This window comes from Nonomuraea sp. NPDC049480 (assembly GCF_044465905.1).
In the GTDB taxonomy this organism is placed as follows: Bacteria; Actinomycetota; Actinomycetes; order Streptosporangiales; family Streptosporangiaceae; genus Nonomuraea.
This window is the reverse complement of sequence record NZ_JBITMD010000030.1, coordinates 15,486-35,756: the sequence shown is the minus strand read 5'-3', so window position 1 is coordinate 35,756 and position 20,271 is coordinate 15,486. Positions and strand designations below refer to the sequence as shown.

General features: G+C 71.5%; 21 protein-coding genes. 8 read left to right on the top strand and 13 right to left on the bottom strand.

Translation table 11 applies throughout. The annotated features are described in order from the left end of the window. Positions 1-38: 38 nt before the first annotated feature. From ACIBX3_RS50695 to ACIBX3_RS50675, 5 genes are all read right to left on the bottom strand, one after another. Positions 39-335: a DUF952 domain-containing protein gene (locus ACIBX3_RS50695; RefSeq protein WP_397127931.1), complete on the bottom strand. Its 297-nt coding sequence runs from the start codon at positions 333-335 to the stop codon at positions 39-41. Between the two features lie 73 nt (positions 336-408). Further along, positions 409-885, bottom strand: a complete 477-nt coding sequence (locus ACIBX3_RS50690; RefSeq protein WP_397127930.1) for a GNAT family N-acetyltransferase — start codon at positions 883-885, stop codon at positions 409-411. Positions 886-905: 20 nt separating this feature from the next. Then, positions 906-1,484 carry a TetR/AcrR family transcriptional regulator gene (locus ACIBX3_RS50685; protein WP_397127929.1) on the bottom strand — a complete coding sequence of 193 codons (579 nt, stop codon included), beginning with the start codon at positions 1,482-1,484 and terminating at the stop codon, positions 906-908. A gap of 71 nt (positions 1,485-1,555) precedes the next feature. Next, positions 1,556-2,134 carry a TetR/AcrR family transcriptional regulator gene (locus tag ACIBX3_RS50680; protein WP_397127929.1) on the bottom strand — a complete coding sequence of 193 codons (579 nt, stop codon included), beginning with the start codon at positions 2,132-2,134 and terminating at the stop codon, positions 1,556-1,558. Continuing rightward, positions 2,131-2,454 (bottom strand): DMT family transporter, encoded by a 324-nt coding sequence (locus tag ACIBX3_RS50675; protein WP_397127928.1) that lies wholly within the window; start codon positions 2,452-2,454, stop codon positions 2,131-2,133. The genes ACIBX3_RS50680 and ACIBX3_RS50675 overlap by 4 nt, the downstream gene beginning before the upstream one ends. A gap of 100 nt (positions 2,455-2,554) precedes the next feature. Here ACIBX3_RS50675 and ACIBX3_RS50670 point away from each other — a divergent pair, with 100 nt between their 5' ends. Together ACIBX3_RS50670 and ACIBX3_RS50665 are read left to right on the top strand one after the other, a co-directional pair. Further along, complete coding sequence (locus ACIBX3_RS50670; RefSeq protein WP_397127927.1) at positions 2,555-2,989, top strand: GNAT family N-acetyltransferase; 435 nt, start codon at positions 2,555-2,557, stop codon at positions 2,987-2,989. 58 nt (positions 2,990-3,047) lie between these two features. Further along, positions 3,048-4,001: a radical SAM protein gene (locus tag ACIBX3_RS50665; RefSeq protein WP_397127926.1), complete on the top strand. Its 954-nt coding sequence runs from the start codon at positions 3,048-3,050 to the stop codon at positions 3,999-4,001. A 221-nt stretch (positions 4,002-4,222) separates the two neighbouring features. On the opposite strand, the gene ACIBX3_RS50660 is transcribed toward ACIBX3_RS50665, so the two are convergent. Then, positions 4,223-4,498 carry a helix-turn-helix domain-containing protein gene (locus tag ACIBX3_RS50660; protein WP_397127925.1) on the bottom strand — a complete coding sequence of 92 codons (276 nt, stop codon included), beginning with the start codon at positions 4,496-4,498 and terminating at the stop codon, positions 4,223-4,225. 120 nt (positions 4,499-4,618) lie between these two features. On the opposite strand from ACIBX3_RS50660, the gene ACIBX3_RS50655 reads away from it, so the two are divergent. After that, positions 4,619-6,871 carry an ATP-binding cassette domain-containing protein gene (locus ACIBX3_RS50655; protein ID WP_397127924.1) on the top strand — a complete coding sequence of 751 codons (2,253 nt, stop codon included), beginning with the start codon at positions 4,619-4,621 and terminating at the stop codon, positions 6,869-6,871. 371 nt (positions 6,872-7,242) lie between these two features. Beyond that, complete coding sequence (locus ACIBX3_RS50650) at positions 7,243-7,632, top strand: hypothetical protein (RefSeq protein ID WP_397127923.1); 390 nt, start codon at positions 7,243-7,245, stop codon at positions 7,630-7,632. A gap of 138 nt (positions 7,633-7,770) precedes the next feature. Here the strand turns inward: ACIBX3_RS50650 and ACIBX3_RS50645 are convergent, their stop codons facing one another. From ACIBX3_RS50645 to ACIBX3_RS50630, 4 genes are all read right to left on the bottom strand, one after another. After that, on the bottom strand, positions 7,771-10,149 hold the full coding sequence (locus ACIBX3_RS50645; RefSeq protein WP_397127922.1) for an ATP-binding protein: 2,379 nt from the start codon (positions 10,147-10,149) through the stop codon (positions 7,771-7,773). A 364-nt stretch (positions 10,150-10,513) separates the two neighbouring features. Next, on the bottom strand, positions 10,514-10,711 hold the full coding sequence (locus ACIBX3_RS50640) for a DUF5999 family protein (protein WP_397127921.1): 198 nt from the start codon (positions 10,709-10,711) through the stop codon (positions 10,514-10,516). Between the two features lie 167 nt (positions 10,712-10,878). Continuing rightward, the gene (locus ACIBX3_RS50635; RefSeq protein WP_397127920.1) at positions 10,879-11,397 is read right to left on the bottom strand and encodes a hypothetical protein; all 519 of its coding nucleotides are present in this window, start codon (positions 11,395-11,397) and stop codon (positions 10,879-10,881) included. After that, positions 11,394-12,221: a MerR family transcriptional regulator gene (locus ACIBX3_RS50630; protein WP_397127919.1), complete on the bottom strand. Its 828-nt coding sequence runs from the start codon at positions 12,219-12,221 to the stop codon at positions 11,394-11,396. Before ACIBX3_RS50630 ends, ACIBX3_RS50635 begins: the two co-directional genes overlap by 4 nt. Positions 12,222-12,298: 77 nt before the next feature. Between ACIBX3_RS50630 and ACIBX3_RS50625 the strand changes: the two genes are divergently transcribed. Further along, entirely contained in the window at positions 12,299-13,054 is a 756-nt protein-coding gene (locus ACIBX3_RS50625) for a MerR family transcriptional regulator (RefSeq protein WP_397127918.1), read from the top strand. A 34-nt stretch (positions 13,055-13,088) separates the two neighbouring features. Here ACIBX3_RS50625 and ACIBX3_RS50620 read toward each other — a convergent pair whose 3' ends face one another. Both ACIBX3_RS50620 and ACIBX3_RS50615 read right to left on the bottom strand, forming a co-directional pair. Next, positions 13,089-13,520: a nitroreductase/quinone reductase family protein gene (locus ACIBX3_RS50620; protein ID WP_397127916.1), complete on the bottom strand. Its 432-nt coding sequence runs from the start codon at positions 13,518-13,520 to the stop codon at positions 13,089-13,091. A gap of 217 nt (positions 13,521-13,737) precedes the next feature. Next, entirely contained in the window at positions 13,738-14,499 is a 762-nt protein-coding gene (locus ACIBX3_RS50615; RefSeq protein ID WP_397127915.1) for an SDR family oxidoreductase, read from the bottom strand. 156 nt (positions 14,500-14,655) lie between these two features. Between ACIBX3_RS50615 and ACIBX3_RS50610 the strand changes: the two genes are divergently transcribed. The 3 genes from ACIBX3_RS50610 to ACIBX3_RS50600 all read left to right on the top strand — a co-directional run bounded on the left by ACIBX3_RS50610 (position 14,656) and on the right by ACIBX3_RS50600 (position 19,151). Further along, positions 14,656-17,943, top strand: coding sequence for an AfsR/SARP family transcriptional regulator (locus ACIBX3_RS50610; protein ID WP_397127914.1), 3,288 nt, complete (start codon positions 14,656-14,658; stop codon positions 17,941-17,943). A gap of 108 nt (positions 17,944-18,051) precedes the next feature. Further along, a complete protein-coding gene (locus ACIBX3_RS50605; RefSeq protein ID WP_397127913.1) occupies positions 18,052-18,360 on the top strand; it encodes an ArsR/SmtB family transcription factor in 309 nt (102 codons plus the stop codon). Beyond that, positions 18,357-19,151 carry an SRPBCC domain-containing protein gene (locus tag ACIBX3_RS50600; protein ID WP_397127912.1) on the top strand — a complete coding sequence of 265 codons (795 nt, stop codon included), beginning with the start codon at positions 18,357-18,359 and terminating at the stop codon, positions 19,149-19,151. The genes ACIBX3_RS50605 and ACIBX3_RS50600 overlap by 4 nt, the downstream gene beginning before the upstream one ends. Positions 19,152-19,157: 6 nt before the next feature. On the opposite strand, the gene ACIBX3_RS50595 is transcribed toward ACIBX3_RS50600, so the two are convergent. Beyond that, positions 19,158-20,138: a DUF4037 domain-containing protein gene (locus ACIBX3_RS50595; RefSeq protein WP_397127911.1), complete on the bottom strand. Its 981-nt coding sequence runs from the start codon at positions 20,136-20,138 to the stop codon at positions 19,158-19,160. Positions 20,139-20,271: the final 133 nt, after the last annotated feature.

The window sequence follows — 20,271 nt, the reverse complement described above, 5'->3', positions numbered from 1 at the left end:
GACCATTGTGAGGGCTGTCCCCTGCCGGCGTGCCGGGGTCAGCGGGTGTAGGGCCGGGCGGCGGTGACCGCGGTGACGGGCAGGGGCCCGTACAGGTGGGGGTAGCCGTTCTCGGTGCGGACGTCGAGGCCGGTGGGGTCGATGTCGAGGACGAGCAGCGCCTCGGTCACGTCACGGTAGTAGCGGGTGTGGACGTCGCGGAGCTGGGCGGGGTCGCGGCTGCAGTGGATGAAGCCTTCTTGCTCGAGGGTGCGGCCGAGGGTGGAGATGCGGTACTCCCCCGCGTGCTGGGCGGCGTGCCAGTCGGCGGCCAGGGCGAGGTGGTGGATGGTCATGGGGCCCATTCGCGGTCGAGGATGGCGTAGACGGCTTCGCTGGCCCATTCGCCTTTGACGTATTCGTTGTCGATCAGGGTGGCTTCGTGCGCATGCGGAGTTTTTCCAGGACGCGGGCTGAGGCGGTGTTGCGGGCGTCGAGGCGGCCGGTGATGCGGTGCAGGCCGAGGCCGGCGAAGCCGAGGCGGAGCATTTCGCGGGCGGCTTCGGGGGCGTAGCCGTGGCCGTGGTGGTCGGGGTGGAGGATGTAGCCGATTTCGCCTTGGCGGTGTTGCTGGCTGGTCCAGATGAGCAGGGCCGAGCCGATGAGGTTGCCGGTGTGGCGGAGGGTGATGGCCAGGTCGAGGGCGTCGCCTTCGTCGCGGAGCGCGGTGCGCGTGATCTTCGTGTCGAGGAAGGTGCGGGAGGTGTCGCGGTCGCGGGGTTCCCAGTAGAGGTAGCGGGCGACGTCGGGGCGCGATTCGTAGGCGTTGACGGCGTCGAGGTCGCCGGCGGTGAAGGGGCGCAGGACGAGGCGTTCTGTGGTGATCGGGTAGCGAGGCTGGAGCACGCAGGAAGTGTAGGGACGGCTTATGGGGCCCGCAACGCGTTTTCGACGGCGAGGGTGAGGAGGGGGCGGGCTTCGTCGAGGGGGCGTTGTTCGACGACGTGTTCGAGCCAGAGGGTGGAGAGGGTGGTGTAGACGAGGCGGACGCGCAGGTCGGTGGCGGGCAGGTGGAGGGTGTCGGCGAGGATGCCGATGCAGCCGTCGGTCCAGCGGCGGGCGATCTGCTGCAGGACGGGGTCGCGGCCGGCGTGGACGTACAGCTCCCACAGGCCGAGCTGGCGGGCGCGGTCGGCGGTGGCGATGCGGTCGGGCAGGGCGGTGAGGTCGTGGCCGGTGAGCCAGGTGCGGGTGGTGGCCAGTTCGGTTTCGACGAGCTGGGCGAAGGCTTCGGCGAGCAGCTGGTCGCGGGAGGCGAAGTAGTAGGTGGTGGCGGCCAGCGGCAGGCGGGCTCGGTGGGCGACGGCGCGGTGGGTGACGCAGGCGAATCCGCCTTCGGTGAGCAGGGCGACGGCGGCGGCCAGGAGGGTGGCGCGGCGGCGGCGGCCGCGGGATTGGGTGGCGGTGTGGTGGGGCGGGTCCGGGAGGTCGTGGTGCGGGTTCACTGGCCACCTGCGAGGTTGAGGACGACGACGCCACCGATGAGGCTGGAGCACGCAGGAAGTGTAGGGACGGCTTATGGGGCCCGCAACGCGTTTTCGACGGCGAGGGTGAGGAGGGGGCGGGCTTCGTCGAGGGGGCGTTGTTCGACGACGTGTTCGAGCCAGAGGGTGGAGAGGGTGGTGTAGACGAGGCGGACGCGCAGGTCGGTGGCGGGCAGGTGGAGGGTGTCGGCGAGGATGCCGATGCAGCCGTCGGTCCAGCGGCGGGCGATCTGCTGCAGGACGGGGTCGCGGCCGGCGTGGACGTACAGCTCCCACAGGCCGAGCTGGCGGGCGCGGTCGGCGGTGGCGATGCGGTCGGGCAGGGCGGTGAGGTCGTGGCCGGTGAGCCAGGTGCGGGTGGTGGCCAGTTCGGTTTCGACGAGCTGGGCGAAGGCTTCGGCGAGCAGCTGGTCGCGGGAGGCGAAGTAGTAGGTGGTGGCGGCCAGCGGCAGGCGGGCTCGGTGGGCGACGGCGCGGTGGGTGACGCAGGCGAATCCGCCTTCGGTGAGCAGGGCGACGGCGGCGGCCAGGAGGGTGGCGCGGCGGCGGCGGCCGCGGGATTGGGTGGCGGTGTGGTGGGGCGGGTCCGGGAGGTCGTGGTGCGGGTTCACTGGCCACCTGCGAGGTTGAGGACGACGACGCCACCGATGATGAGCAGGATACCGCCGATCTTGAGGGGGGTGAGGGTCTCCCCCATGAAGGCGGCGCCGATGAGGGCGATGGCGGCGGTGCCGGCGCCGGCCCAGATGGCGTAGGCGGTGCCCATGTCGAGCTGGAGTTTGAGTGCTTGGGCCAGGAGGGCGAAGGAGGTGATGTAGCCGGCGGCGACGGCGAGGGTCCAGCCGAGGTGGGTGAGGCCGTTGCTGAGTTTGAGTGCGGTGGTGGCCAGGACCTCTGAGGTGATGGCGAGGGTGAGCAGGAGCCAGGCCATGGGGTCCCCCAGGAGTGAAAGTGGTACGAGTGTGCCAGTTTATCGAGGGGTGCCTCTCCCCCGGGCGTTGCGGGTGCGGCGTGGGCGTTAGGGTGGCCGGATGCTCATCCGGCCGAGAGTGTGTGAGGATCTGGACGCCTGTGTGGAAGCGCTGGCCCTGGTGCATGCCGCTGACCGCTACCCGGTGGACTGGCCGGGCGATCCCGGCGGGTGGCTGACCCCGCAGGGTCTGACGGGGGCGTGGGTCGCGGTGGAGGGGGGCGTCGTGGCCGGGCATGTGGGGCTGGCCCGGGGCGTGGAGGTGGTCCGGTTGTTCGTCGTTCCGGCGGCGCGTGGCGGCGCTCTGGCGGGGCGGTTGCTGGCGGCGGTGCGTGCGGCGGTGGGCGGGCCGCTGGAGCTGGAGGTGTCGTCGGAGGGTGCGGCGGCGATCGCGTTCTATGAGCGGTCGGGCTGGCGCAGGGTGGGCAGCGGCCGGGCGGCGTGGCTGAACGCGGCGGGCGAGCCGGCGTTGGTGCATCGGTATGTGAGTTCGTGATCCCCGGGTCGGCGGAACTGCTTGAAAACAGAGTCGAATACGTGTTCCACTGGAGGGTGTGGGTTGGGACGCGCTTTCGCTTGTTGACGCCGCCGATGAGCGCCCGCTGATCGAGCGGCGGGCGGTGGTGCGCGGCGCCTTCTACGAGACGCAGGCCCGCACGATGATCGAGCGGGTGCCGCAGGCCGCGGGCATCGCCCAGCGGTGGGCCGTCTCCCCCTACCGAGGCTGCGCCCATGCCTGCCGCGGCTGCGGCGCCCGCGCGGGGCATCGCCGGCTCGGGTTGGACGCCGGGCGTGATTTCGACACGCGGATCGTGGTCAAGCCGAACGCGGTGACGCGGTTGCGGGCGGATCTGGCGCGCTGGGGCGGCGAGGAGCTGGCGGTGGGGGTCAGCGGTGACTGCTATCAGGCGGCGGAGGAGACCTACCGGCTGATGCCGGGGGTGATCGGGGCGCTGGCGGAGGCGGGGGCGCCGTTCACCGTCTACACCAAGGGCGCGCTGGTGTTGCGGGACGCGGCGCTGCTGGCGCAGGCGGGGGCGCGGGTGGCGGTGTCGATCGCGTTCGTCGACGAGCGGATCCGGCGGGCGGTCGAGCCGGGCGCGCCGACGGCGCAGGCCCGGCTGGAGCTGGTCTCGGCGCTGGTGGAGGCGGGGGTGGACTGCCGGGTGCTGATGGCGCCGGTGCTGCCGTTGCTGAGTGACGCGGCCGATCAGCTGGCGGCGACGGTGCGGCGGATCGCGGGTGCGGGGGCGCGGGCGGTGGAGCCGGTGGTGCTGCGGCTGCCTCCGGGCACGCGCGGGTGGTACGTGGAGTGGCTGCAGGAGGCGCATCCGCAGCTGGTGGCCCGCTATGAGGAGCTGTATGACCGTCCGGGGCTGCCGTCGCCCGATTATGAGGGTCGCATCACCGGGCAGATCGCTCAGCTGTGCCAGGTGTACGGGATGGGCTGCGGCCCGGGTGAGCCGCGGCGGGGCGAGCCGCAGGCGGCGCAGCTGACTCTCGTCTGAGCCGGTGGGCGGGAGCGCCGTCCCGGGTCTGCTGAGGCAGCGCCCCGCGAGGCGGTGAGCCGGATGGCCTGTAGGCCGGATTCGGCACATTCACGTGCGCCGATGTCACTGCGTGGACGCGTGCAGCGGAAATCCCGGGTGCGTCAGGGCGGGCGGCCCTCGGTGGGGTTCGCTGCCGGCCGGGCCGGGCGTGCGGGATCAGGCGGAAGCGGCCGCGCGTCTCACCCTGCCGCCCGGAACGACGGCGGGACCGCGGCCCGGTCAGGTGGGGCGGCCAGGTGGTCGAGGGAGATGCCGAGCACGTCGGCCAGGGCCGCGATGGTGAAGAACGCGGGCGTGGCGATCCGGCCGGTCTCGATCTTGCGGAGGGTCTCGGCGGACATGCCGGCCGCGGCGGCGACCTCGACGATGCTGCGTTCGCCGCGGGCCTGCCGCAGCACGAGGCCGAGCTGCTCGCCGCGGAGCCGCTCCTGGGGGGTCAGCGGAGGTCGCACCATGGCTCCCACTCTATACCCCGGGGATGGGAATACCGGTATTGTAATCCCTCCCCGAGGTCTGCCGTACAGCGTGCCGTACACCATACGGAAAATGTCGGTCCGCTCCCCTACCGTGGCGGCATGGACGACAGCATCGTGATCAGCGGGGCGCGGGTGAACAACCTCAAGAACCTGTCCCTGCGCATCCCCAAGAACAAACTCGTGGTCTTCACCGGCGTGTCCGGGTCGGGCAAGTCGTCCGTCGTGTTCGACACCGTCGCGGCCGAATCCCAGCGCCAGCTGAACGAGACCTACTCCTGGTTCATCCGCAACCGGCTGCCCAAACACGAAAAGCCCGAGGCCGACGCCATCGACAATCTCGGCGCCGCCATCGTCGTCGACCAGAAGCCGGTCGGCGGCAACGCCCGTTCCACCGTCGGCACCATGACCGACATCCTGCCGATCATCCGGGTCCTGTTCTCCCGCTACGGCACCCCCAGCGCCGGCTATTCCTTCGCCTACTCCTTCAACGACCCCCACGGCATGTGCCCCGAGTGCGACGGGCTCGGCCGCGCCGTCCGCCTCGACCTCGATGCCTTCCTCGACGAGGACAGGTCCCTCGACGACGGCGCGATCCGCTTCCCGCTGTTCGGCGTCGGCACCTGGCAGTGGCAGATCTACGCCCGCTCCGGCACGTTCGACCCCGCCAAGCCCGTACGCGACTACAGCCCGGCCGAACGCGAGCTGCTCCTGCACGGCGGCGGCTTCACCGTCGGCGTGCGCGGCAAGAACGGCACCCTCAACAACGTCGCCTACGAAGGCGTCGCCGACCGGTTCACCCGCCTCTACCTCAAACGCGACCTGTCCGGCCTGGCCGACAAGACCCGCCGCGCCGTGCTGGAGTTCGTCGCCGAGGGCGTGTGCCCGCTGTGCCACGGCGCCCGGCTCAACCAGGCCGCGCTGGCCACCAGGATCGGCCCGCACACCATCGCCGACCACGCCGCCATGGAGATCACCGACCTCATCGCCGTGCTGTCGCGGCTGGGCAACCCGGTCGCCGACGCCGCCGTGCGGGCCCTGCGGCGGGTGGAGCAGATCGGGCTCGGCTACCTCAGCCTGGACCGGGAGACCTCCACCGTCTCCGGCGGCGAGGCGCAGCGGCTCAAGACCGTGCGCCACCTGGGCTCGAGCCTGACCGGCATGACCTACATCTTCGACGAGCCCAGCGCCGGCCTGCACCCCGGCGACGTCGGCCGCCTCAACCAGCTGCTGCTGGCCCTGCGCGACAAGGGCAACACGGTGCTCGTGGTCGAGCACGACCCCGACGTCATCGCCGTCGCCGACCACGTCGTCGACCTCGGGCCCGGCGCCGGCACGCACGGCGGGCACGTCGTCTTCCAGGGCACGGTCGCGGAACTGACCCGCTCGGGCACCCTCACCGGCCGCCACCTGCGGCGCCGCAGCCCCCTCAAGACCGCCGTCCGCCGCCCCGCGGGCCGGCTCACGATCACCGGCGCCCGCCTGCACAACCTGCGCGACCTCACCGTGGACGTGCCGACCGGTGTCCTCACCTGCGTCACCGGCGTCGCCGGATCAGGCAAATCCACCCTCATCGGGGAGGTGTTCACCGCGCAGCACCCCGGCGCCGTCGTCGTCGACCAGGCCGCGGCCGGCGTGTCGGCCCGCTCCAACCCCGCCTCCTACCTCGGCGTCCTCGACCCGATCCGCCGCTTGTTCGCCCGCGCGGCCGGCGTGGACGCCGGCCTGTTCAGCTTCAACTCCACCGGCGCCTGCCCCCAGTGCGAGGGACGCGGCATCATCCACACCGACCTGGCGTTCATGGACCCGGTCACCTCGGTGTGCGAGATGTGCGGCGGCAGCCGCTACAACCCCGAGGCCCTGCGCCACCGGCTGCGCGGCCGCACCATCGTCGACGTGCTCGCGCTGACCGCCGAGGAGGCCGCCGCCTTCTTCACCGAGCCCGCGGTGGCCGGGCGCGTGCGCACCCTCGTGGACGTCGGGCTCGGCTACCTCACCCTCGGCCAGCCCACCAGCTCGCTGTCCGGCGGCGAACGCCAGCGCATGAAACTGGCCGGCGAGCTGTCCAGGACCGGCGCCGTCTACATCCTGGACGAGCCGACCACCGGGCTGCACATGTCCGACGTCGATACCCTGGCCGGCCTGCTGGACCGCATCGTGGACGCCGGCAACACCGTCATCGTCATCGAGCACGACCCGGAGGTGATCAAACGCGCCGACTGGGTGATCGACCTTGGGCCCGGGGGCGGCAAGCACGGAGGGCGGGTGCTGTACGAGGGGCCTCCTGCAGGTCTGCTGTCGGCGCCCGGGTCGCTGACCGGCGCCCACCTCAAGACCGCCCTCCCGGCGTCCTGACGGGCGGCGAACACTCCGCGATGGGGGTGCGAGGACGCAGGTGCCCGATCCGTCAGCCCGGCGGGCGACCAGCTCGCCACCGGGCCCGGTGAAGAAGCCGTCGAGCGAGACGATGTTGCCCGCGATGAGCGTGCGCATGTCCGGGTGTGCCCTTTCCCTTTTCTGGGCGGCGGACACTACGTACGTATCCCACCTAGGTACCGAAATGGGGGTTTGTCCCGGTTACCTCGGTGAGGGGCGTCACACATGCTGGACACATGCTCACGCAACCGGGGGAAAGGATCGACGTGGGAGCCATGTGTCAGACCCAACCAACGCAAGGCGACCTGCCGTCCGCGTGGCGCTTCCCGTCCTGGAACGGGCTCTTGGCCATGGGACATGACCTGGCCGTCCGCACCGGATGGACAGGCGAGGAACGCACGGTGACGTGGACGCTGTCGGCGCGGCCCTCCGCCGTGCCCACCGCACGCCGGCTCACCGCCGCCCGGCTGACGGCCTGGCAGCTCGACGCGCAAGCCGGCACGGCCCGGCACCTGGCCGGACAGCTCATCGACGACGCCGTACGCCACGGCGCCGCGAAGATCAAGCTCACGCTGACGGCCGAGGACGGCCTGCTGCGCTGCGAGGTCGAAGAGCAGCGCCCCCACCCCCACGAGGGTCCGGGCGGCCGCGACCACGCCCAGCTGGAGCACCTGGCGTGCTGCTGGGGCACCGCGGGCGACGCCGTGTGGTTCGAGCTCCGCATCGAGCCCCAGGCATGAACGCCGACCGAAGGGAGACACCCACCGTGCGCAGGATACAGATCCGCCCCGCCAAGAAACCCCGCACCGGCCACCACGACCTCGACCTGCGGACCCCGTCCGGGCGGCGGCTGCCGTACTGACACCGCACCACAGCCCTCAGGACAAGGGCGGCTCGTCGTCACCGCGGGCCTGCTCACGCACCCAGGCCGCGATCTGGGTCCGGGAGTGGAAACCCAGCTTGGTCATGATGTGCTCGATGTGGCCCTCCGCCGTCCGCTGAGCGATCACCAGCGACGCCGCGATCTCCTTGTTCGTCAACCCCTGAGCGACCAGCCGGGCGATCTCCCGCTCACGCCGGGTCAGCGGCGCGGGCTCCTCCTCCTCGACCTCCTGGCCGGGCTGCTCCTCCTGCAGCGCGTAGGCCAGCGCCTCCTCATACGGCAGGCGGGCACCACGCCTGACGGCCGCGGCGAAGGCCGCCTCCCCCAGCGCCTCCCGGGTACGCGCCTCCCACTCGTCACGGCGGTCCTGCAGGCCCCGATGCAGCGCGCCGGCCAGGTGCCCGTACCCCGACAGCGGCTCCCCCGCACACGCCCACACCGTCCGCAGCACGCCCAGCAGCAGCGCGGCCCGCTCCCACTGGCCCTGCTCGGCGGCGATGCAGGCCAGCACCTCGATCGTGATCCCCACCCCGATGCAGTCGCCGAGCGAGCGGTTGAAGGCGAGGCTGTGCCGCTCCAGCTCCGTGGCCCGCGGCAGGTCCCCCTGCCGCCACACCTCCACTCCCAGCGCCATCATCGAGTACGCCCTGTGCCAGCCCTCCCCGTGGGCGTCGCACACCGCCAGGCACTCCTCGGCCGCGGCGATGGCCGGCCCCGACCGGCCCAGGAAGGAGCGGGCGAGCGAGAGCCGGATGAGCGACAGCGCCAGCCCCGCCGGATCCCCCGAACGGCGGTGCCGGGCCAGAGCCTGCTCGTGACAGGCGAGCGCATCCTCACCGCGCCCCTCCCCCATGGCGATCATGCCGGAGAACACATCCGCGTAACCGAGCATCGACTCATCGGCGAGCCTGTCACCGATGCGCCGGCAGTCGGCCAGCCGGGCGGCCGCCGCCGGGACGTCCGCCTGGATGATCGCCAGCCAGGCGTCGGCCCACAACGCGCGGCCGCGTACGTCGTCCGGTGAGGTGCCGGCGGCCAGCCCCCGCTCCAGCCAGCCCCGGCCCTCACCCAGGTAATAACTGGTGATCCAGTGATACAGCAGATCGGTGGCCATGCTCAGCCCGGCCCGGACGCCGTCCGGCGTCGCAAAGCACCCCTCCAGCGCGGTGCGCAGATTGGCGTGCTCCAGCTCCAGCCGGTTGAACCATGCCACCTGTGCGGGCCCGAACATCTCCGCACGGGCTCGGGCGGCCAGGTCGCGGTAATAACCGCGATGCCGCCGCCGCAGCTCCGACTCCTCCCCGCCGGCCGACAGCCGCTCGCGGCCGTAGTGGCGCAGCGTATCCAGCATCCGGTAGCGGACGCCGTCCGGATGGTCTTCTCGAATCAGCACGGACTTGTCCACCAGGCCGATCACCAGGTCGAGGACGTCCTCGACCTCGATGCCGGTCCCGGAGCAGACCGTCTCGGCCGCCTCCAGGTCCAGACTCCCGGCGAACACCGAGGCGCGATGCCATAGCAGCCGTTCCTCCTCCGAACATAGGGCGTGACTCCAGTCGATCAGGTCGCGCAGCGTCTGATGGCGCGGCAGCACCGCCCGCGACCCACCGGTCAGCAGGCGGAAACGGTCGTCCAGCCGCTCCAGGAGCTGCTGGGGCGACAAGGCGCGCAGCCGCACCGCGGCCAGCTCGATGCCCAGCGGCAGGCCGTCCAACCGGCGGATGATGCCGTCGACGACCTCGCGGTTGTCCTCGGTGACGGCGAACGACGGCAACACCGCGCGAGCCCGCTCGGTGAACAGCCGCACCGCGTCCCACTGCGCGAACGTCTCCAGCGGCGGCCGCCCCGCCGCACCATCGGGCAGCGGCAGGGTCGGCACCGGGACCGCGTGCTCGCCGGCGATGCCGAGCACATGGCGGCTGGTGGCCAGAATGCGCACCTCCGGGGCCGCACGCAAAAGCATGTCGGCCAGCACCGCGCATTCGCCGACCAGGTGCTCGCAGTTGTCGAAGATCACCAGCGCCTGCTTGTCGCGCAAGTGGTCGGCCACCACCTTCAACGGCGGCGCGGCGCTGTGATCGCGGATCTGCAGGGCCTCGGCCACCGCCTCGGCCAGCATGCCGGGACTTTCCAGCGCCTCCAGCTCCACCAGCCAGACGCCGTCGCGGAAGGCGCGCCGCACCTCGTGGCCGACCCGCAGCGCCAGCCGGGTCTTGCCCACCCCGCCCGGGCCGGTCAGCGTGACCGCCCTGGAGGCGGACAGCAGTTGCCTGACCTCGGCCACCTCGTGCCGACGCCCTACGAAGCTCGTCGCCTCGGCCGGCAGGCTGCCGCTCGGCTGCCCCCGGGAGGCACTGGTCGTCACCATGGTCATTGGGCCTCGCGCGACGTGGCCGGCGGGTCACCATTGCGCCGCTACCTCGTCCTCGACCCCAGGTTATGTCCAGCCCGTTATCTAGGGCAGTTCGCGTCAAAAACCCACAGGAAGATTTTTCTCTCGCATGGTCGTGCCGCGAACCGGCCTTGACCCGGCACGAAGCGGCCCGGCGCGGACCTCGAGGGGGAGTCCACGCCGGGCCCGGGCGGCCGGCTACCGGGCCGGCAGACTCGCCTGAGCGCGTGAGCAGGGGAAACTCACGCATCCACGGCGGCCGGCACCGGCAACCCGAACCACACCGCCATGCCCCGGCCGGACGCGAGCACGTGCGCGGGCTCGCCGATCGGCAGCCCGGCGGGGCTCACGCCGCCGCCGCGGCCATCAAGACCGGCGACGGGACGACACTGCGCCCGTCCGGCAGCAGCTCACCGGTGTCATCGAAGAAGACCACCCCGTTGCACAGCAGGCCCCATCCCTGCTCGGGGTGGTAGGCCACCAGGCGCGCGGCCTCGCGGCCGACGGCGTCCGCTGACGGACATGGAGGCAGATGCTGGCACATGACTGCGACCTCTCGATCGTTTCGCTCCCCCGCCCCTCGCGAGGTCACCCCATCAGCATGCCTCCACCACCACCCCCCGACAGAGGTGAGAAATCCCCATATATGTACCTATGTCGGGATACGTAGGCAGGGGCCGCCCCACCCCGGGACGGCCCCTGCCCCTCACCTCACCGGCCCGCCGGCCGCACCGGCTGCCGCAACACCGTCCGCGGCTCCGGATCATCCAGCGCCGTCAGATACACCTCGTGATGCGGCCCGTTCGCCACCAGCCCCCGCTCGGCCATGAACTCCTCCATCACCTTCAGCGACACATACTCCTCACTGAACGGACCCGCGTGCACCACCTCCACGCACTCACCCTCGGTGAACGTCACCACCCGCACCCGATCCACCGCAGCCCCCGACGACCGCGCCGCCTCCCGCGCCCGCTCCAGCGCGCCCGCCTGCGCCACCCGCGCCGCCGGCAGCAGCAGATGCCACCGCCACAACTCCCTCGGCACCTCCAGCCCGTGCCGCTCGTCCTCCACCCACCACAAACCCTCCAGCGGGCCCGCAGGACCACCCATGCCCGAGGCGACGGCGTACAGGGCCCGGATCGCCGCAGAGTGCTCCACACCACCCGGCTCCCCCATCCCCGAGACGCTCAGGCAGGTCACCGGACCGTACGTGGCCACAACCGCGCTCATGACTCCTCCTCCAAACAGATCATCACGTGAGTAACCAGCTGGTCAGGCGAAGTGACGGCCGGATCCGACACATACACCTCGCGAATCGGGCCGCGCACCGGACGACGCCGCTCGGCACACCAGGCCAGCACGGCATGCGCGGTCAGAGAAATCTGGTCGTACGGGCCGACATGGGTGGCGCACGCGAACCGGCCACCCGGCAGCACCTCGACCACCGCTCCCCCGCCCACCTCCCACTCACCCTCGCCCAGCACCAAGGCGACGGCCACATCGAACACCTCGCCCAGATCCGCCGGGAACAACCCGACCAGCCGCACCGGCGCCACCGGACCGCCGGCAACCACGCCCCCCGCATCCACGCCGCCGCGCCAACCACCCACCAGCCGCCCCACAGCCGCCGACGTGGCCCGCCCGATGTCCTCCGGACCCGCCGCCCGCTCCCGCACCACCGCCACCCGGCACGACGGCTCGGCCACCACCCGGACCTGAGCCGACGGCAACCCTCCGGCCATCACCCGCTCCAGCGACGCCAGCGTCCGCCGCCGCCGCGCCAGCTCGGCCTCCAGCCCGTCCCGTACCGCCTCCAGCGCCCCCGAAGCACCCGACAGCACCTCGGCCACCACCGGCAACGGCACATCCAGCGACCGCAGCAACCCGATCGACAACGCCGCCCGAGCCTGCGACGCCCGGTAATACCGGTAACCCGTCTCCGCGTCCACATAGGCCGGCCGCAACAACCCCAGCTCGTCGTAGTGCCGCAACTGCTTGACACTCAACCGGCCCAGCCGCGCGAACTGCCCGATCGGCAGCAGATCCTCTTCCACGCCCCCAGCATGGCCCCTCCCGCAAGGGGAGAGTCCAGCTTGACCCTCACGCCACGTCAGAGTGCATCGTAGAGACCATGAGCTTCTCCGTAGGGCAGGTCGCCAGGCTCGCCGGCATCACCGTACGCACCCTGCACCACTACGACGAGATCGGCCTGCTCACCCCCGGCCAGCGCACCCACGCCGGCTACCGCCGCTACACCGACGCCGACCTCGTCCGCCTGCAGCACATCCTCCTGTACCGCGAACTCGGCTTCCCCCTTGAGGAGATCGCCGTCATCCTCGACGAACCGGCCACCGACGAGCTCACCCACCTGCGCCGCCAGCACGAACTCCTCACCCACCGCGCCCAGCACCTCGACAAGGTCATCGCCGCCGTCGAACGCGCCATGCAGGCCCGCACCGCCGGCCTCACCCTCACCCCCGAAGAACGCTTCGAGATCTTCGGCGACTTCCGGCCCGAAGACCACGACGCCGAAGTCGCACGCCGCTGGGGCGGCACCCGCGAATACGCCGAAAGCCGCCGCCGCGTCGCCTCCTACACCAAAGCCGACTGGCTCGAACTCAAAGCCGAAGCCGCCACCATCAGCGACGACCTCATCGCCGCCTACAAAGCCGGCCTGCCCGCCGACGGCGAGCACGCCATGAACCTCGCCGAACGCCACCGCGGCCACATCACCCGCTGGTTCTACGACTGCACCCACGACATCCACCGCGGCCTCGGCGACCTGTACGTCGACGACCCCCGCTTCACCGCCACCTTCGACGCCCTGGCCCCCGGCCTGGCCGGCTACCTACGCCAGGCCATCCACGCCAACGCCCGCCGCCGATGAGCCGGCCCGCGCGGGTGCCGCCGGCCCGGCTCGGTCACATGCGCTCCAGAACGACCACGGGAATCCGCCTGCGGCTCCTGGCCTCATAAGTCCGGTAGACCGGCGCGAGCTCGCTCATCATGCGCCAGAGCCGCTCCCGCTCCGGCCCTTCGGCGGTACGCGCTCGGGCGGTGAACCGCTCGCCGAGGATCTGCACGCCGACCTCCGGGTCGGCCACCACGTTGAGGTACCACGCGGGGTGCGTGTGCGTCACGGCCGAGCCGGACGCGATCAGAACGTAGCGGCCGTCGTCCTCGCCGAAGAACAGCCCCGTGCGCAGCCACCGGCCCGACTTCCTGCCCTTGACGGTGAGAACGAGGTTGGTCACCCCTCCTTCCAGGTAACCGTCACGGCCGTCCGTGGCCAGGTAGCGGCGGACATGTTCGGCGACCGAGGGATCGGGGCTGTCGGCGGCGTCGTCCCACATCAGTGGCCTCCCGCGGTGATGCCCTGGGCGGTCGCACCTGACGTCGTGGGTACGAAGCGGCGTCCGATGCGCGAAGCCGCGTACCGCTGAGCGGTGGAGGGTCGTGTGATCATCTGTGCGACTCTTCCGTTGAACAGGCATGGAAAGATCTGCGTCCGCCCCTCGGCAAGCCGCCCCGCACACGGGCGGGACGGCTGCCGGGCAAGCGGTGCTCGCCTCAGTGCGCGCTGCCGAGGCCCTGGGCGAACCCGCCGTCGACCGGGAATTCGACATTGGTGGTGAAGGTCGCGTCGGCGGCCAGGAAGAGCGCGGCCGCGGCGACCTCCTCGACGGTGCCGTTGCGCCTCAGCGGAGTGGTCTCGCTTCCCTGCCTCTCGAACTCGCGACGTTCTTCCTCGGTCAGTCCGGCGACGCCCATGGTCGGGGTCTTGATGTAGCCCGGGGCGACGGAGTTGACACGGATCTTGCGAGGCAGGAACTCGGCCGCCAGGACGTGGGAGATCGCGCGCACCGCTTCCTTGGAGCCGGAGTAGGCGCTCAGCCCGGGGAAGATCAGGTCGTTGGCGACGGTGGTGAAGACGATCGCCCCGCCGTCGTTGATCAGCGGTGACAGACTCTGCACCGTGAAGAAGGCGCCTTTGGCATTGACGGCGAAGTGCCGGTCCCAGGAGTCCTCGGTGACCTCCTCGAGCGTCTGCACCTCGGCGATGCCGTGATTGACGAACAGGTAGTCGATCCGGCCGAGCTCGTCCTGCACGGTGTCGGCGAGGGCGCGGATGTCGGCCATGCTCGCCGCGTCGGAGCGTACGACGAGCGCGGCGTCCGGCTTCAGCTCCGTGCGCGCCTGTTCGATCTTCATCTCGTTGCGGCCCGTGAGGACGACCTCGGCCCCGCCGTCCAGGAGCGCCTTGACAATGGCCAGGCCCATTCCGTGGGTACCGCCCGTGACGACGGCCTTCTTGCCTGCGAACTTGCTCATCATTGACTCCCTGCTCAAACAGCGTGCGAGATGCGTGTGATGCGCCGGTTCCGACCGGCACACACAGAGTGCGGGCCCGGACTCGCGGTCTTCTGTCGGTCTGCTTGCGATGCGCTGACACACCAGGCAATGACCACGTGGCCGTACGGTGTTTCCATGCGTTTCGGGGTGCTGGGTCCACTTGCCGTCTGGTCGGCGGACGGTGAACTCGTGGCGGTACCGGAGTCGAAAGTCCGCTCACTGCTCGCCGCCCTGCTGACGGCTCCGGGGCAGGTGGTCTCCGCCGACCGGCTCGCACACCAACTGTGGGGCGACGCACCGCCGGCGAACCCCACGGGCGCCCTGCAGACCCTGGTGTCGCGGCTGCGGCGGGTGCTTGCCCAGTCCGGGGGACAGCCCGGGGAACAAGGCCTCGTGGTGCACCGGGCCCTCGGCTACGTCCTCGAAGTGGCGGACGAGGCCGTGGACGCGAGCCGGTTCACCGCGCTCACCGCACGCGCCCGTGCCGCCGCCGACCCCCGCCAGCGTGCCGAACTGCTCACCGAGGCGCTCGCGTTGTGGCGCGGCCCCGCCTTCGCCGACTTCATCGACGAGGACTTCGCGCGCGCGGCCATCACGCGCTTGGAGGAGCAGCGCCTGCTGGCCCACGAAGAACAGGCCGAGGCCCGCCTCGAGCTGGGCGACCACGGTCTTCTCGCCGGGGAGCTCGGCGACTTGACGAACCGCCACCCGCTCCGGGAGCGGCTGCGCGCGGCCCATATGCGGGCCCTGTACGGCGCGGGCCGGGCCAGCGAGGCCCTGGACAGCTATCAGGATCTCCGCCGCCGCCTGGAGGAGGAACTGGGCCTTGAGCCGGGTACTGAACTGGCCGCCCTGCAACGGGAGATCCTGCAGCAGGACCCGGCCCTGCAGGCCATCCCGGCACCCGCGCCCGCCCCACGCCGCCACACCAACCTGCCCACCCCGGCCACCGGCCTGATCGGGCGGTCGGACTCTTTGGAGGAGGTTCGCGCCCTGATCACAGCGGGCCGCCTGGTGACGTTGACGGGGCCCGGCGGGGTCGGCAAGACGCGCCTGGCGGTAGAGGTGGCCTCCGGCCTGACCCGTTCCTACACAGACGGTGTCTGGCTGGTGGAACTGGCCGCGCACGCCTTCACCGAGACCGGTGCCGCGCTCACGGGCGATGAACTGGCCGAAGTGGTGGCCGCGACGCTGGGAGTCCGAGACGACGCCAGTCCTGGCCCGCTGCCGGGCAGACGGCCACGCACGCTGCTCGACCGCCTGTCCGACGCGCTCCGCCCCCAGCGCCTGCTGCTGGTCCTGGACAACTGCGAGCACGTCATCGAGGCCGCCGCGAGCCTGGCCCAGGCGCTGCTGCGGGACGCCCCGGACGTACGGATTCTCGCCACCAGCCAGGAACCACTGGGCATCTTGGGCGAGCACGTGTGGCCGGTATCACCGCTTGATCTGCCCGCGGACTCGGCCGACCAGGCGGTGCTGCGTACATCGAGCGCGGTGCAGTTGTTCCTCGAACGTGCTGTGGCGGCCTCGCCCGGCTTCGCCCTCTCCGACGACAACGCTCGTGCGGTCGCCTCCATCTGCCGCCGGCTCGACGGGATTCCGCTGGCCCTGGAACTGGCATCGACCCGGGTACGCGTCCTTGGCGTGCGTGAGCTGGCCAGGCGTCTTGACGACCGGTTCCGGCTGCTCACCGGCGGCCGTCGAGGGGCCCCGGCGCGGCAGCAGACCTTGCGCGCGATGATCGACTGGAGCTGGGAACTGCTCACCGCAGCCGAGCAGGCGGTGCTGCGCCGACTCGCCGTCCACTCCGATGGCTGCACCCTGGAGGCCGCCGAGGCCGTCTGCGCCGGTGCCGGTGTGAAGCCCGCCGAGGTCCTGGACTTGCTGACCCGTCTGGTCGACCGCTCCCTCGTGCTGGTCGCCCACGAGGCCGACGGCACCCGGTACCGGCTGCTCGAGACGGTCTCGGCATACCTCCTGGACCGGCTGCGGGAAACCGAGTACGAGCGGGTACGGCGCGCCCACACACACTATTACGTGGACTTCGCCGAGCAAGCCGACTCGTTTCTCCGCGGCGCCGACCAGCAGCACTGGCTGCGGCGCCTGGACGCCGAGACCGCCAACATCCGCAGCACACTGGACAGCGCCGCCGCGGACGGCGACGGTCGCCTGATGCGCCGGCTTGTCCACGCGATGGCCTGGTATTGGTTCCTGCGCGGCCGCCTCACCGAGGCCAAGCGCTACCTCACCCTGGCCCTCGCCCTGCCGGAGGATCCCCCCGGATGCGGTGAGGGCACGGCCGACCCCGCGGCCCGTCGGGTGCCGCACCGGTCGGGGACCGTGGCCTGGCAAACCGGGATGAGCCTGCTATCCGGCGCGCCGGACGGACCGGCACGCCGCAGCCGGGCCGTCCTCGAGGTCTACGAGGGCATCCGCGACCCGCACGAACGGACCAGAGCGGGCTGGCTGCTCGCTTTCGCGGTCACCCGGTTCGGTGACTTCGCGGTGGGCGAGGAGTTGCTGAACCGGGTGCTGACCGACTCCCGTGCGCGCGGCGACCGCTGGGCACTCGCCGCCGGACTCAGCACCCGGGGCATGCAGACGTACGTGCGCGGCGATCTGGAAGCCTCCCGGCGCGAGGGAGAGGAGAGTCTCGAGCTCTTCCACGAGGCCGGCGACCGGTGGGGACAGCTGCAGGCGACAGCCGTGCTAGGGCGGCTCGCGGAGATCCAGGGCGACTATCCGCAGGCCGCTCGCCTGCACCAGGAGGGGCTGACGATAGCCGAGGATCTGGGGCTGTGGACCGACGCCTCGATGCGCTGGTCCGAGCTCGGCAGGATCACCCTGTTGACCGGCGACCACGCCAGGGCCGAGGAGTTCCACGAGCAGGCCCGACGCCTTGCCGTCGAGCAGGGAGACAAGCCGGCCGAGGAGTTCGCCGAGATCGGGCTCGCCCTGGGGGCGCGCCGGCAGGGACGGCTCGACCGAGCCGAGTCGTACCTACGCCGCTGGCTGGAGTGGAATCGGCAGTTCGACGCGGAGTACGGATCGGCGCTGATCCTGGCCGAGCTCGGCTTCGTCGCAGAGCTGCGCGGAGATGCGGAGACGGCGCTGGCGCTGCACCTGGAAGGGCTGGCCGCGGCCCAGGACACCGGCGATCCGCGGGCGCTCGCCCTGGCCTTGGAGGGGCTCGCCGGGGCGCGGGCCCTCGCCGGTCACCCCGTGCGGGCCGCGCACCTGCTCGGCGCGGCGTCCGCGGCCCGCACCTCGGTGGGCGCGCCGCTGCCGGCGGCCGAGCGCGGTGACGTGGACCGGATCACCGCGGCGCTGCAGGCGGTACTGGGACAAGCGGGCTTCGACGCCGGATTCGAACAAGGCGCCACCCTGGGCCCGGACACCGACCCGGAGTTGCGCGACGCCTGATGGGGCACACCGGGACACGTGCCCGGGGTCCTGGTGCACTCGTGCAACTGCGCGGGCCCCCGATACATGCCCTTGAAGGCATATACGCAGTCCGGTATATTCACCGGCATGCGCTTCGACGTGCTGACAGAACCCGCCCGACGCCACATCCTCGACCTCCTCCTCGAACGCCCCCGCCACGTCGCCGAACTCACCGCCCACCTCGGCCTCACCCAACCCGGCACCTCCAAACACCTGCGCGCCCTCCGCGAAGCCGGACTCGTCACCGTCCGCAAAGACGCCCAACGCCGCTTCTACGAACTCCGCCCCGCCCCCCTCGCCGAAATCGACGCCTGGCTCACCCCCTACCGCAAACTCTGGAACCACAGCCTCGACAAACTCGCCACCCACCTCGACACCATGGACGACGACCAATGAACGAAACCCTCACCCTCCACCCCGACGGCCGCACCACCGTCCGCATGCAACGCCGCCTCCCCCACCCACCCGCAAAAGTCTGGCGCGCCATCACCCAGCCCCAGCACCTCGCCGCCTGGTTCCCCGCCGACGTCACCATCGACGGCGACCACATCACCTACGGCTTCGGCCCCGACGGCCACATCACCCACAACGACCCACCCCACGTCTTCGCCCACACCTGGGGCGACGACCACCTCCTCTGGGAACTCCAGCCCGACGGCCCCCACGGCACACTGCTCACCTTCACCCACACCTTCACCGACCGCCACGGCGCCGCCAGCTTCACCAGCGGCTGGCACACCTGCATCCTCGCCATGCTCGCCCACCTCGACGGCCGGACCTTCCACCACGACCCCGCCGCCATGGCCCGCCTCCACGACGACTACATCCACATCCTCGGCCTCGACCCCGCCACCGTCGACGGCGACGACCTCCGCCTCGAACGCCAGCTCACCCGCCCCGCCGACGACGTCTGGCAGCACCTCGGCGGCGACCAGGCCACCCCCGGCCACACCCCGCCCGCCCCCTTCACCACCACCGGCGTCGAAGCCGGCCCCGTCACCCGCACCGAGACCGCCAAACTCCTCGAATACCCCACCCCGGGCGGCACGGTCCGCTGGGAACTCGCCGAAGGCACCGGCCAGGGCGCACGCCTCATCGTCACCCACACCGGCGGCGCCTCGGCCGTCGCTGCCTGGCGTATAAGGGTCGAAGAAATCGCGTCTGAACTCACGGCCTTTACAAAGTAGATCAACTCAGGCGGTGAGGCCCAGCGCGGCAGCCGTCACCGCCCGCGCCCGCCCCGGGACCGTCAGCAGATGCGTCGAATCCGACAGCTGATCCACACACCCCGCCACCGGCAACCCCCTGACCACCGGATCGGCCACCGACGCCATCAGCGCCTCTGCGAACCGGTCCCCGCCGATCACCTGGAACGGCCGGTCGAAAAACCCCCGCACCCCCTCATCCAGCCGCTCGGCCAGCGCCACCCGGTTCTGCAGCGCCGCCAGCCGCCCGTACGCCGCCGACAACCCCTCCTCCCGCGCCCGCCATGACCGCGCCCCCACCGCCGACCCCAGGCACTCCCCCAGCTCCGCCGAGCCCGGCAAGCGCGCCAGCGCGCTGCCCAGCCATTTGGCGTACGGCGGATAGCGGCGCCGCAGCAACAGCGCCAGCCGCATCACCTCCCGGGCCATCCGCGCCCCCAGCACGGCCGAACCCAGCTCGTCGCCCACCTCGGCGCACCGGCCCGGGAACGGCTCGTCCTCAGCGATGCGCCGCCACTGGCAGGCCAGCACATACCGCCACACGTCCTGCGGATACCACTTGAGAGCCGCCCTGGCCGCCTCCAGCCCGCCCGTGCCGTCGTGGAACACCTCACCGCCCGTCACCTCGGCCAGGCGCTGCCACGGCACCGACAGCCAGTCCAGCAGCGACACCCCCGCCCGCGGGTCGAACCCCAGCCGCTCCACCAGCCAGCCGCCCAGCTCGGTCACCGCCACCCCGGGCCGCACCTCGCCGTGGTAGCCGAACACCGTCGGCAGCCCCTGGAACCGCTCCGGCAACCCCGCCGTCACCTTCGCCTCCACCTCGGCCACCTCGCCGGCCGCCACGAACACCAGCACCCGCGGCCCCCAGTCATGATCGGCCGAGCGCGCGGTGTCGAACGCCAGCACCTCCGACCCGGGCCCGATCAACGCGGCACTGTGCGGAACCCGCGGCACCAACGGGGCCACGACCTCGTGGTAGAAGGCTCGCGACAACTCAATACCAGGTACAAAATTGGACATCACGCCGTCAACTCTGCACCAGCGCCGCCGGAACCTCACCCCAATTTCCCGCGACGGCCCACCAGCCGATCAGGTGGTG

Coding starts and splice junctions, on each gene's coding strand:
- ACIBX3_RS50695 (WP_397127931.1), bottom strand. CDS start 335: ATGACCATCCACCACCTCGCCCTGGCCGCCGACTGGCACGCCGCCCAG.
- ACIBX3_RS50675 (WP_397127928.1), bottom strand. CDS start 2,454: ATGGCCTGGCTCCTGCTCACCCTCGCCATCACCTCAGAGGTCCTGGCC.
- ACIBX3_RS50670 (WP_397127927.1), top strand. CDS start 2,555: ATGCTCATCCGGCCGAGAGTGTGTGAGGATCTGGACGCCTGTGTGGAA.
- ACIBX3_RS50660 (WP_397127925.1), bottom strand. CDS start 4,498: ATGGTGCGACCTCCGCTGACCCCCCAGGAGCGGCTCCGCGGCGAGCAG.
- ACIBX3_RS50655 (WP_397127924.1), top strand. CDS start 4,619: ATGGACGACAGCATCGTGATCAGCGGGGCGCGGGTGAACAACCTCAAG.
- ACIBX3_RS50650 (WP_397127923.1), top strand. CDS start 7,243: ATGGGACATGACCTGGCCGTCCGCACCGGATGGACAGGCGAGGAACGC.
- ACIBX3_RS50645 (WP_397127922.1), bottom strand. CDS start 10,149: ATGACCATGGTGACGACCAGTGCCTCCCGGGGGCAGCCGAGCGGCAGC.
- ACIBX3_RS50640 (WP_397127921.1), bottom strand. CDS start 10,711: ATGTGCCAGCATCTGCCTCCATGTCCGTCAGCGGACGCCGTCGGCCGC.
- ACIBX3_RS50635 (WP_397127920.1), bottom strand. CDS start 11,397: ATGAGCGCGGTTGTGGCCACGTACGGTCCGGTGACCTGCCTGAGCGTC.
- ACIBX3_RS50625 (WP_397127918.1), top strand. CDS start 12,299: ATGAGCTTCTCCGTAGGGCAGGTCGCCAGGCTCGCCGGCATCACCGTA.
- ACIBX3_RS50620 (WP_397127916.1), bottom strand. CDS start 13,520: ATGTGGGACGACGCCGCCGACAGCCCCGATCCCTCGGTCGCCGAACAT.
- ACIBX3_RS50615 (WP_397127915.1), bottom strand. CDS start 14,499: ATGAGCAAGTTCGCAGGCAAGAAGGCCGTCGTCACGGGCGGTACCCAC.
- ACIBX3_RS50610 (WP_397127914.1), top strand. CDS start 14,656: ATGCGTTTCGGGGTGCTGGGTCCACTTGCCGTCTGGTCGGCGGACGGT.
- ACIBX3_RS50605 (WP_397127913.1), top strand. CDS start 18,052: ATGCGCTTCGACGTGCTGACAGAACCCGCCCGACGCCACATCCTCGAC.
- ACIBX3_RS50600 (WP_397127912.1), top strand. CDS start 18,357: ATGAACGAAACCCTCACCCTCCACCCCGACGGCCGCACCACCGTCCGC.